An 11,973-nucleotide genomic window follows, 5' to 3' on the forward strand; every position below is an offset into this window, starting at 1 on the left:
GCCGGATGGCGGCGTAAACGCCTTATCCGGCCTACGATTGAAGACATTTGTAGGCCTGAAAGCTGCGCGCCATCAGGCATGATGAGGAAAAGATTGAAATGAGTATGGTTGATACTGCCCCGGGTAAGATTCAGGTTCGTGATTTGAACTTCTACTATGGCAAGTTCCATGCCCTGAAGAACATCAACCTGGATATTGCCAAAAACCAGGTAACGGCGTTTATCGGGCCGTCAGGCTGTGGTAAATCGACGTTGCTGCGTACGTTCAATAAAATGTTTGAACTGTACCCGGAACAGCGTGCGGAAGGCGAAATCCTGCTGGATGGCGACAATATTCTCACCAACACTCAGGATATCGCTCTGCTGCGTGCCAAAGTGGGCATGGTATTCCAGAAGCCGACGCCGTTCCCGATGTCCATCTACGACAACATCGCTTTTGGCGTGCGTCTGTTTGAGAAACTCTCTCGTGCGGATATAGACGAGCGTGTGCAGTGGGCATTGACCAAGGCCGCACTGTGGAACGAAACCAAAGATAAATTACACCAGAGCGGGTACTCTCTCTCCGGTGGTCAGCAGCAGCGTCTGTGTATTGCGCGTGGGATCGCCATTCGCCCGGAAGTGCTTCTGCTTGATGAGCCGTGCTCAGCGCTCGACCCTATTTCTACCGGGCGTATCGAAGAGCTGATCACTGAGCTGAAAGAGGATTACACCGTCGTTATCGTTACCCACAACATGCAGCAGGCTGCGCGTTGTTCCGATCACACGGCATTTATGTACCTGGGCGAGTTGATTGAGTTCAGTAACACGGACGATCTGTTCACCAAGCCCGCGAAGAAACAAACTGAAGACTACATCACCGGTCGTTACGGCTGATTCAGGAGCTTGTTGTGGATAATCTTAACCTTAATAAACATATTTCCGGCCAGTTCAATGCAGAGCTGGAAAGCATCCGTACCCAGGTGATGACCATGGGCGGCATGGTCGAGCAGCAGCTTTCTGATGCGATTACCGCCATGCACAATCAGGACAGTGAGCTGGCGAAGCGCGTCATTGAAGGCGATAAGAACGTCAATATGATGGAAGTGGCGATCGACGAGGCCTGCGTGCGTATCATTGCCAAGCGTCAGCCGACCGCCAGTGACTTGCGTCTGGTGATGGCGATTATCAAAACGATCGCTGAGCTGGAACGTATTGGCGACGTTGCGGATAAAATTTGCCGCACCGCGCTGGAGAAATTTTCTCAACAGCATCAGCCGCTGCTGGTAAGCCTGGAATCACTGGGTCGCCACACCGTACAAATGCTGCATGACGTGCTGGATGCGTTTGCGCGTATGGATCTTGACGAAGCGGTACGTATTTATCGCGAAGATAAGAAAGTCGACCAGGAGTATGAAGGTATCGTGCGTCAGCTGATGACCTACATGATGGAAGATCCGCGTACCATTCCAAGCGTGCTGACCGCGCTGTTCTGCGCGCGCTCCATCGAGCGTATCGGTGACCGTTGCCAGAATATCTGCGAATACATCTTCTACTTCGTGAAGGGACAAGACTTCCGTCACGTGGGCGGTGATGAGCTGGATAAGCTGCTGGCGGGCAAAGATCCGAAAGAGTGATGTTTGTGGCGGGTGGCGCTAACGCTTACCCGCTCTACGAGACATGCAGGCCGGATCAGCGTTAGCGCCATCCGGCCTTTCAGTTATCGCGTAATATTCCAACCCCGCGCCTTCCATAACGCTGGCAACTGCGCCAGATCGGTAAACGTCGTCACTTTTGGATGATCGATTGGTTTGTTATGCGGATCGGCGCAGAAGTAAAACACTTCCATCCCTGCAGCAATCCCCGCCTGGGCACCTGCGCTGGAGTCATCAACCAGAATGCAGTTATCAACGTTAACGTCCATCGCTTTCGCCGCATGGAACATCAGGGCCGGATCGGGTTTCCAGCGTTGAATATCGTAGCCGCTGAACAGTAAATCAGGGAAATGGTGCAACATACCCAGCTTACCCAGCGAGTGCTGCATTTTGCTGACCGGACCGTTAGATACCACGCACATAGGGACGGTCATGCTGTCCAGCAGCGCATTGGCTCCGGCAATCACCTCCAGTTCCGTATCGAACAGACGTGCGACCTCTGCGCGGTAAACCGGTTCTAATTCGGCTTTTGCCAGTTCGACACCGTGCTCTTCGTTGATAATGTCGATGATCTCGTACAGCTTTACCCCCTTGAAGCGTTTAAAAGTTTCTTCAAGATCGAGCGTAATGCCGAACGCCTGGAACATGCTGACATACGCGCGAGAACAAATCACTTCACTGTCGACAAGGGTACCGTCACAGTCAAAAAATACGGCTTCTATCTGGGACATGTCATTTCCGTTTTAACAAGTTTAACGTTTTCGTAATGCATTATTGGGCGACGCAATCGTTGCCGTATAAGCAAAATCAATGAAAAAAGTTGCTCATAACCCAACCCTATTGTCGCATTTTGGTATAGGATAGCGACGAATTTTCCCTCCTTGTTCGGAAATTGATAATGAGTCAACAACACACAACCCAGGCTTCTGGCCAGGGGATGCTGGAACGCGTGTTCAAACTGCGCGAACATGGCACGACGGCACGGACCGAAGTGATCGCCGGTTTAACCACCTTCCTGACGATGGTGTATATCGTTTTTGTTAACCCGCAAATTCTTGGCGTGGCTGGCATGGATACCAGCGCCGTCTTTGTGACCACCTGCCTGATTGCTGCATTTGGTAGCATCCTGATGGGCCTGTTTGCCAACCTGCCGGTCGCACTTGCGCCTGCTATGGGTCTGAATGCGTTCTTCGCCTTCGTGGTCGTTGGCGCGATGGGCCTGTCATGGCAGATCGGTATGGGTGCAATCTTCTGGGGCGCGGTAGGTCTGCTGCTACTGACGATTTTCCGCGTACGTTACTGGATGATTGCCAACATCCCGGTTAGCTTGCGCGTGGGGATCACCAGCGGTATTGGTCTGTTCATCGGCATGATGGGGCTGAAAAACGCTGGTGTTATCGTCGCCAACCAAGACACCCTGGTGTCTATTGGCAACCTGACGTCCCACAGCGTACTGCTCGGTATTCTGGGCTTCTTTATCATCGCGATTCTGGCTTCACGTAACATCCATGCGGCGGTACTGATCTCTATCATTGTGACCACGCTGCTGGGTTGGATGCTGGGCGATGTCCATTACAACGGGATCGTCTCCGCGCCGCCGAGCGTAATGTCCGTTATCGGGCATGTTGATCTGGCTGGTTCGTTTAACATTGGTCTTGCGGGCGTAATTTTCTCGTTCATGCTGGTCAACCTGTTCGACTCCTCCGGTACGCTAATTGGCGTCACGGATAAAGCAGGTCTGGCGGATGCGAAGGGTAAGTTTCCGCGCATGAAGCAGGCGCTGTATGTGGATAGCGTGTCATCGGTTGCTGGTGCGTTTATCGGTACTTCTTCCGTTACCGCGTATATCGAGTCTTCTTCCGGGGTTTCTGTCGGTGGACGTACTGGCCTGACCGCGGTAGTTGTTGGCCTGTTGTTCCTGCTGGTTATCTTCCTGTCGCCGCTGGCGGGAATGGTACCGGGATATGCGGCCGCTGGTGCGCTGATTTACGTTGGCGTCCTGATGACATCAAGCCTGTCACGCGTGAAGTGGGATGACCTGACTGAAGCCGTTCCGGCGTTTATTACCGCCGTGATGATGCCGTTTAGCTTCTCGATTACCGAAGGTATCGCGCTGGGCTTTATTTCCTACTGTGTGATGAAAATCGGTACCGGACGTTTCCGCGATCTCAGCCCGTGCGTCATCGTTGTCGCACTGCTGTTTGTGCTGAAGATTGTGTTTATCGACGCGCATTAATTGCCGCTGAGACGGTGCTGCGCGAGGTGTGTAGACCTGATAAGCGCAGCGCCATCAGGCAAATTTGATAACCGGATACGGCCCGCCAGGCATTGCAGCCAGCGGGCTTTTTCTTTTAGGCTTTCACACGCTGGATGTAGTCGCCAAATGCGGTCAGCTGGCCGGTTAGATGGTCCAGCGTACTTTGGTCGATCACTTCACCTGTCTGCGGGTCCACTTTGTTCTGAATCACGCCGCCCATAAATTCCGGCTTATTCATTACCATGGCGTCGAGGAACACCAGGATCTGACGCAGATGGTACTGGCAGCGCGCGCCGCCAATAGCGCCCATGGAGCTGGTCTGGATCAGCACCGGCTTACCCGATAATGGCTGATCCGGCAGGCGGGACAGCCAGTCGATGGCGTTCTTCAGTCCTCCAGGCACAGAATAGTTATATTCCGGTGTCACGATGACGACACCGTCAGCCTTCCTGATTTGCTCTGCCAGCGCTTCTACGCTTGCCGGAAAACCTTCTTCCTGCTGGAGGTCGGCATCGTACAGTGGGATATCACCAATTGATGGCAACGCGTTGACTTCCATTCCTGCTGGAGCAATCTTGGGCAGCGTACGGGCAACCATTCCATTAAACGAACCTTTGCGTAGACTTCCCAGTAACGTAACAACATTCAATGTTTCTGACATGGTGACTCCTGTTTCATCATAAAGGTTAAATCAAAGCGTATGGCTCTTCGCTGCGCATAATTGAGAGAACCGGATCAGACGACCCGTAGGCTCATTGGCGCGGGTCTGGATATCAGGCAAACTTTTCCAGTCCTGTTTACCATCAAACTCCCAAACCTTGAGTTTTTCAATGGTTGGCGTAACCGCAACCGACCACACCAGAACATCTTCCGCATCGCAAATGGCTTCAACCTGCGCAACATGGGCACATTTCAGACGTCCTGCGCCGGGTAAAAGCTGGAGTTCGTGCGGATCATCATTGCTTACATCGCCGGTGAGTTTGAGTACGCTCTGGCGCAACGTAATGAGCTGCGCGCGTGCTTCGTTGGGGTCGTTTTGGTTATTGATCCACAGATTTTCGTTGCTGGAGAAGCGCCATGTTTCCGTTGAATGCGGATGGTGAAAGCTGCGGGTAGCTCGCTGCAGTTCCATATCCAGCCCGCACGTTCCTTCAGTTGTTAGCGCAACGCCAACGATATTCCCGGCATAGGAAATCGAAAATCCCGGCAGGTTCTTATCGCGAAAAATGGGCTTACCTTTGGCCTGAGTAACAATCTCGGGCAGCGTACTGGTGCCGTAAAGCATAAACATCAGTTCAGCGAGTAAACTTCGGGAAGCCAGGAAACGTGTTCGGCGATGAGCTGGGAGATCTCTTGCTTCGATATGACATGGAGAAGGGAGGCGAGCTGAAACCAGGTGTCCCTCCGTAAGAATCCCTCTGGCAAAATGTGTCGCCATTTTTCGCTCCGTGATTAATGGTCCGTGATAATTACCAGAGTAACATTTACGCGGCATCCAGGCAGGCTTTGCTGCCCAAAAAGTAAGCTGAAATAGAATACATTACGCGATATTTACATTTCTGTTGCCAGAATAGTCGATTTAGCAACAAAGTGGCGGTGCAACGTCAGGACATATCGCGATAAAGCGCCTTGATGGTGTCTTTCAACCAGACGATCTTAGGATTATGACTGTTACGTTTGTGCCAAAGAAGGGTGAACGGTACGCGCATTTTTTCCAGCTGCGCGGCATCAAAAGGCATAGGACGCGCCACGAGCGGAAGCTGGTGGAGTTGGTTATAACGCTGGCAATAAACCGGAGCTGTGGCTATCAGCGCGTGATCCGGCTGGGCGGCCATAAACAGCGACTGCTCAAAACCGGGCAGACATAACGCAATATTGCGCGCACGCCCCATCTCTTGCAGGACTTCATCCAGTGCCCAGGTATCACTTTGCTCCCAGCTAATGCTGATGTGCGGATAGCGTAGAAATGTGTCCAGATTCCACTCTTCCTGCAATGCCGGATGATCTTCACGTAGCCAGACACAGGGGAGATCGGAAAACAGCACTTCATGGTCGATCGACAACGGCAGCAAACTCAACAGTTCACGCGAACGCGGATGGCTTTCCCGGCCAGTAAAGCCGATATCCACTTCGCCGCGAATAATTGCATCCAGCGAATCATAGTCCCAGTTGCGTATTTTGATCGTCGCCTGGGGATAACGCTGATAGATCTGTCGGGAGAGCGCGTTAAACATGATCATCACCAGCGGCGTTTCGGCCACCAGATCAAACTTCAGCCCGCGCGGCGCTTCATGGTGTGGCTTATCCAGCAACTGGTTGCTCATCTGCATCCACTCTGCCAGATTCTGTTCCATGCTGACCATCAGCGGTGTTGGCGTTAGCCCCAGCGGGGTGTTTACAAACAGTGGATCGTCAAACCAGGCCCGCAGTTTAGACAGCGACTTGCTGACCGCCGACGGCGTGACGTTCATCCGTTTGGCAGTTTTGGTAACACTGCGTTCCTGCATCAACAGCTGCAGGCAGAGCAATAAATTAAGATCGAGACTGCTGAGGGATTTCTTCATGAGTTGGCGTGGACCGGTTAGGGGCAACAGTGATAATCAGCATGATACTCACTATGCTACAGCCAATCAGAATCCCGATCAGCATATTCAGCGCATCAAGACCGAGCACCGCCGCCAGCCATATCCACAGCGAGGAACCGCAAACCTGCGCAATACCTAACGCCGAGCTGGCAACGCCCGCACGCAGCGAGAAAGGTCCCAGCGCCTGGCTCATCGCGACACCGAAGCCGACCGAGAACCCGGCACAGATTAAGGTCAGCCCAAACAGCGTCACCATGTGCGTACTGGCAAGGGTTAACACCACGCCGGCAGACAGAAACAGCACTTGTGAGGTCAGCATCAGAACGCGAGGTTTAAACACGCTCAGGGCGAATGGCGTAGAGAAAGAGACCGCCATACTGATGCCTGCGGTCATGGCCATCGTGGTGGCGTACTCACCACGGTCAAAGCCCATTACTTCCATCAACAGCACCGGCGAAGTATTCACGAAGGTCAGGATCACCGACACGCTGAGAGTGGTGATGGCCAGACGGCTTAAGAAAAAACGGTTCACCAGCGATTCAGATAGGTGGTTCTTCTCTGCAGATGCCGGGAGCGTCGCTGGGCGCGATTCTCGCAGGATAAACACTGACAGCAGGCAAACGGCCACCCCCATACCGATCATCGTGTAGAACAGGCTCTGCCACGGGTATTTGAGCATAATCAGATGCCCCATCACCGGTGCCAGTACCGGCACGATACAGGTGATACCGTTCAACAGCGACAGTACCTTCGCCCGGCGGCGATCGTCGAGCGTATCGCGCAGGATGGCGAAAGCCACCACATAGCAGCAGCCTGCGCCTACGCCCTGAATAAAGCGGCCTGTGAGAAACGGCGTACCGCTTTCGGCGAATGAACACAGCGCAGAGGCGAAAATAAAGATGAGGGCGCCGACAATAGCGACGGGTTTGCGTCCTGACTGGTCGGCAATTTTCCCGGCAAACAGCATCGCCGTCGCCATTCCCGCCAGATAAACCGAAAACGCGATATGCAGTTGCGCCTCGCTGGCCTGTAAATCGGCAGCAATACGGGGCAGCCCCACCAGATACATATCAATACCCGCGGGATAGAGTAACACCAGGGCGAAACTGCAGATTAGAAAGCGTGTCATAGCGACCTCATGAGGAATGTGGCGCTAAGCATACGGGCAGAGAGTCAACTGCACGAGTTGCCATTTGGACAACAGTGATTTCCATATGGGAAATTACTTGTAGCCGGATAGCCGCTTTGCTTTATCCGACTTACGGGTACTGTAGGCCCGGTAGGCATCGCACCACCGGGCAACACAACGTTACTTGCCAATACAGAAGCTGGAGAAAATCCTTCCCAGCAGATCGTCGGAGGTAAATTCCCCGGTGATCTCACTGAGGTTCTGCTGCGCCAGACGTAGTTCCTCTGCCAGCAATTCTCCGGCCCATGCTCCGAGCAGTTGGGCTTTACCCTGCTCGAGATGCTCCGCCGCTTCTGCCAGAGCCTGCAGGTGACGACGGCGCGCCAGGAAGCCGCCTTCCATATTGGTTTCAAAGCCCATGCTCTGTTTGAGATGGTTACGCAGCACGTCAACGCCTTCACCGGTACGCGCGGATAGGCGAACCAGTGAGTGGCCATTTACTTCGCTAAGGCCCAGCGTCTCACCGGTAATATCCGCTTTGTTACGCACCACGGTAATCGGCAGTTTGGCTGGCAGGCGGGCAATAAAGTCTGGCCAGATGTCAGCCGGGTCCACGGCGTCGGTGGTGGTGCCATCAACCATAAACAGAACGCGGTCGGCCTGTTCAATTTCCTGCCACGCGCGTTCGATACCAATGCGTTCAACTTCATCGCTGGCATCGCGCAGACCGGCAGTGTCGATGATGTGCAGCGGCATACCGTCGATATGAATATGCTCACGCAGTACGTCGCGAGTCGTGCCCGCAATGTCGGTCACAATGGCCGCCTCACGACCTGCCAGCGCGTTCAGTAGGCTTGATTTCCCGGCATTTGGGCGACCGGCAATGACTACCTTCATCCCTTCGCGCAGCAGGCTGCCCTGACGCGCTTCGGCACGAACGGCATCGAGATCGCTGATAACGTTGTTGAGCTGCGCTTCAATCTTGCCATCAGACAGGAAGTCGATTTCTTCATCCGGAAAGTCGATCGCCGCTTCCACGTAGATGCGCAGGTGAGTGAGCGCTTCCACAAGATGATTTACCCGTGCAGAAAATGCGCCCTGCAACGAGTTCAGCGCCGAGCGAGCGGCTTGCTCTGAACTGGCATCGATCAGGTCGGCAATTGCCTCTGCCTGGGCCAGATCAAGCTTATCATTGAGAAACGCACGCTCGGAGAATTCACCCGGTCTGGCAATGCGCAGCCCGGGAATGGTCAGAATACGTTTGAGCAGCAGATCGAGAATCACCGGACCGCCGTGGCCCTGAAGCTCTAAAACATCTTCACCGGTAAAGGAGTTCGGACCGGGGAACCACAGGGCAATTCCTTGATCCAGCGTGCTGCCATCCGCGTCTTTAAACGGCAGATAGTCGGCATAGCGCGGTTTTGGTAGTTTCCCCAGTACGGTTTCTGCAACCTCGCGCGCCTTCAGGCCGGAGATGCGCAGGATACCCACGCCACCACGTCCCGGTGGGGTGGCCTGAGCGACGATGGTGTCGTTATGGTTCATGATAGCTCTCTTGTAAATGTAAAAAAGGCGGTCTAATGACCGCCTTCTCTGGCATTAACTTTACCGTGAATACTCGAAATAATTCAAGTTGCAGGAAGGCGGCAAGCAAATGCAGCCAACGCACCTGCGACTAATATCAGGAGTTTTTCTTCTCGCGGCTATGCAGGCCACGTTTCTCCAGACCACGGTAAATCAGCTGCTGCTGAATAATGGTTACCAGGTTGCTGACGATATAGTACAGCACCAGACCTGACGGGAACCACAGGAAGAACACGGTGAAGATGACCGGCATAAAGGTCATGATCTTCTGCTGCATCGGGTCGGTCACGGTGGTCGGAGACATCTTCTGAATGAAGAACATCGTCACGCCCATCAGGATCGGCAGGATGTAGTACGGGTCCTGTGCAGACAGGTCATGGATCCACAGAGCGAACGGCGCATGACGCAGTTCAATGGAGCCCATCAGCATGTAGTACAACGCCAGGAAGATTGGCATCTGGATGATCAGCGGGAAGCAGCCGCCCAGCGGGTTAACCTTCTCAGCTTTGTACAGGGCCATCATTTCCTGGCTCTGACGCTGTTTGTCATCGCCCAGACGCTCACGCATAGCCTGAATCTTCGGCTGCAGCATACGCATCTTCGCCATGGAGGTGTACTGCGCTTTGGTCAGCGGGTACATGATGCCACGAACGATAAAGGTGATAACGATGATGGAGAAGCCCCAGTTACCCAGGAAGCTATGGATCCACTTCAGCAGTTTGAACAGCGGCTGAGAGATGAACCACAACCAGCCGTAATCCACGGTCAGATCCAGGTGCGGTGCAACTGCCGCCATTTTATCCTGAATTTCCGGGCCGACCCACAGGGTGCTGGTCATCGCGCCAGTCTGGCCAGGCTGAACCAGCACCGGCTGTGATTTATAGCCGATAGCGGCAATGCCGTTACCCAGGTTAGCGGTATAGAAGTTGTTGGTGCCGTCGTTACGCGGAACCCATGCCGTTGCGAAATACTGTTGCAGCATTGCGACCCAGCCGTCTTTAGCATTGACGTTCAGGTTTTCGTTTTCAGCAATGGTGTCGAATTTGTATTTCTCATACTTCTCATCCGGCGTGGAGTACGCCGCGCCACGGAAGGTGTGCAGCGCAAAGTTGCTGCTACCGGTGTCGCGATGAGATGGCAGATTGATGGATTGCTTCAGCTGACCAAAGGTGGAGACTTCCAGCGGTTTTTCGCCGGCGTTCTGCACGCTGTAGTTAACGTTGACAGCATATTCACCGCGCTTGAGTACAAACGTTTTAGTGAATGTGTTACCCGCTGCGTCAGTATAGGTCATCGGGATCTGCAGTTCGTTCTGACCGTCAGCCAGTACAAACGCGTCTTTTTCGACGTTGTACAGCGGACGCGGGCCGTTAGCCGGGTTATCCGGGCCGTCACGACCTGTCAGGCCACTCTGTGCCTGGTAGATGAACTGTGGCGTGGTTTCCAGTAACTGGAACGGTTCGGTAGAACCGAGTTCTTTCGGGTAAGCTGGCAGTGAAGCCTGTTCCACATCACCACCACGGGTGTTGATGGTCAGATCAAGCACGTCAGTTTTAACCGTAATCAGTTTCCCCTGGCCACTGGCCGGTACGCCCTGGTCTGCGGCGCTACCCGCTGCGGTGGTCGTTGTCTGCGTGGTCTGTTGGGCCTGAGGTTGCGGGTTTTTATCCTGCTCCCAGGCTTGCCAGATCATGAAAGACACGAACAGCAAAGCGATGACTAAAAGATTGCGTTGCGAATCCATCGTTAGTGTTCTCTGGTATCAAATGGTCCGGGCGGGACGGGATCGTCACCACCAGGGTGTAAAGGGTGGCATTTTAATACGCGTTTCACCGTCAACCAACTGCCTTTTATCACTCCAAACCTGCGCAATGCCTCAATTCCGTAGCTCGAACAGGTTGGAGTGAAACGGCAATGCGGCCCAAGCAGCGGACTGATCAGGCGTTGATAGACCCGAATAAGGGCTATCAGGACCCGCGAGCCAGGCGACAATGGCGACGCCATAATTTTTCCAACGCTTCCGAGAGAGCACGGTTATCGAGGTCAGCAACCCCTTTTTTCGCCACCACCACGAAATCCATTGCTGGAAGTTCGTGCTGACGTAAACGAAAGCTTTCACGTGTCAGACGTTTAATCCGATTGCGTTCATGCGCGCGTTTAACGTTTTTCTTGGCGACGGTAAGACCGATACGGGGATGCCCCAGCGAATTCAGGCGGCCGAGGATGGTGATTTGCGGCGTGCCAGCCCGTTGTGGCTGCTGGAAGACGAATGTGAAATGAGTGGGAGTTAACAAACGTAACTCCCTGGGAAATGCGAGCTTAACCACTCAGGGGCTAGCTTTTATTACTTAGAAACGGTCAGACGAGAACGGCCTTTAGCACGACGACGTGCCAGAACCTGACGACCATTTTTATTAGCCATACGAGCACGGAAGCCGTGAGAACGGTTGCGCTTCAGTACAGACGGTTGAAAAGTGCGTTTCATGGCGATTTCTACCTAAACTTGAATAAATTCACTGACTTTTGCGTATACCCGAACGAATTTCGAACGACTTACGCCACAGTGTGGGTGATTAAAGAGGCCGGATTGTAATAATTGTACACTCCGGAGTCAATTCTCTTTCCTTATTTCCCGCTTTTTTCCGCATGGTTTCGCGTATAAAACAGGCAGCGTTGACGCCGTAAGGCGACCGTTACTCGCTGGGGGTAAGAATTATACGGGCTGGCGGATAAAGCGCAAGGATCGCTCGGGATCTTTATTAGATCGTTTAAGCAGTAAAGCATCTTT

General features: G+C 53.5%; 13 protein-coding genes. 3 read left to right on the forward strand and 10 right to left on the reverse strand.

Translation table 11 applies throughout. From position 1 onward, the window contains the following. The first annotated feature begins 98 nt into the window (after window positions 1-98). Window positions 99-872, forward strand: a complete 774-nt coding sequence (pstB, locus tag GPJ68_RS24865) for a phosphate ABC transporter ATP-binding protein PstB (RefSeq protein WP_180837055.1) — start codon at window positions 99-101, stop codon at window positions 870-872. Window positions 873-886: 14 nt separating this feature from the next. Next, window positions 887-1,612 (forward strand): phosphate signaling complex protein PhoU, encoded by a 726-nt coding sequence (phoU, locus tag GPJ68_RS24870; RefSeq protein WP_003023824.1) that lies wholly within the window; start codon window positions 887-889, stop codon window positions 1,610-1,612. 83 nt (window positions 1,613-1,695) lie between these two features. On the opposite strand, the gene yieH is transcribed toward phoU, so the two are convergent. Next, a complete protein-coding gene (gene yieH / locus GPJ68_RS24875) occupies window positions 1,696-2,361 on the reverse strand; it encodes a 6-phosphogluconate phosphatase (RefSeq protein WP_104651921.1) in 666 nt (221 codons plus the stop codon). A gap of 167 nt (window positions 2,362-2,528) precedes the next feature. On the opposite strand from yieH, the gene adeP reads away from it, so the two are divergent. Further along, on the forward strand, window positions 2,529-3,866 hold the full coding sequence (gene adeP / locus GPJ68_RS24880; protein WP_016155075.1) for an adenine permease AdeP: 1,338 nt from the start codon (window positions 2,529-2,531) through the stop codon (window positions 3,864-3,866). A 115-nt stretch (window positions 3,867-3,981) separates the two neighbouring features. On the opposite strand, the gene GPJ68_RS24885 is transcribed toward adeP, so the two are convergent. The 9 genes from GPJ68_RS24885 to rpmH form a co-directional block, all read right to left on the reverse strand. Then, entirely contained in the window at window positions 3,982-4,548 is a 567-nt protein-coding gene (locus GPJ68_RS24885) for an NADPH-dependent FMN reductase (protein WP_003827046.1), read from the reverse strand. Between the two features lie 30 nt (window positions 4,549-4,578). Beyond that, entirely contained in the window at window positions 4,579-5,325 is a 747-nt protein-coding gene (locus GPJ68_RS24890) for a 4'-phosphopantetheinyl transferase superfamily protein (protein ID WP_016155074.1), read from the reverse strand. A gap of 166 nt (window positions 5,326-5,491) precedes the next feature. Continuing rightward, window positions 5,492-6,451 carry an HTH-type transcriptional regulator YidZ gene (gene yidZ, locus GPJ68_RS24895; protein ID WP_016155073.1) on the reverse strand — a complete coding sequence of 320 codons (960 nt, stop codon included), beginning with the start codon at window positions 6,449-6,451 and terminating at the stop codon, window positions 5,492-5,494. After that, complete coding sequence (locus tag GPJ68_RS24900; RefSeq protein ID WP_019078000.1) at window positions 6,420-7,601, reverse strand: MFS transporter; 1,182 nt, start codon at window positions 7,599-7,601, stop codon at window positions 6,420-6,422. Before GPJ68_RS24900 ends, yidZ begins: the two co-directional genes overlap by 32 nt. Window positions 7,602-7,781: 180 nt before the next feature. Then, window positions 7,782-9,146 (reverse strand): tRNA uridine-5-carboxymethylaminomethyl(34) synthesis GTPase MnmE, encoded by a 1,365-nt coding sequence (gene mnmE / locus GPJ68_RS24905; protein WP_016155071.1) that lies wholly within the window; start codon window positions 9,144-9,146, stop codon window positions 7,782-7,784. Window positions 9,147-9,282: 136 nt separating this feature from the next. Beyond that, entirely contained in the window at window positions 9,283-10,929 is a 1,647-nt protein-coding gene (yidC, locus tag GPJ68_RS24910) for a membrane protein insertase YidC (RefSeq protein ID WP_003023844.1), read from the reverse strand. A gap of 2 nt (window positions 10,930-10,931) precedes the next feature. Then, window positions 10,932-11,189 (reverse strand): membrane protein insertion efficiency factor YidD, encoded by a 258-nt coding sequence (gene yidD / locus GPJ68_RS24915; protein ID WP_003023846.1) that lies wholly within the window; start codon window positions 11,187-11,189, stop codon window positions 10,932-10,934. Continuing rightward, window positions 11,153-11,512 (reverse strand): ribonuclease P protein component, encoded by a 360-nt coding sequence (rnpA, locus tag GPJ68_RS24920; RefSeq protein WP_003844432.1) that lies wholly within the window; start codon window positions 11,510-11,512, stop codon window positions 11,153-11,155. The genes yidD and rnpA overlap by 37 nt, the downstream gene beginning before the upstream one ends. Before the next feature lie 17 nt (window positions 11,513-11,529). Further along, entirely contained in the window at window positions 11,530-11,670 is a 141-nt protein-coding gene (gene rpmH, locus GPJ68_RS24925) for a 50S ribosomal protein L34 (RefSeq protein ID WP_003023858.1), read from the reverse strand. Between the last annotated feature and the right edge of the window lie 303 nt (window positions 11,671-11,973).

The organism is Citrobacter sp. 172116965, assembly GCF_013458095.1.
GTDB classification, from domain to species: Bacteria; Pseudomonadota; Gammaproteobacteria; order Enterobacterales; family Enterobacteriaceae; genus Citrobacter; species Citrobacter braakii.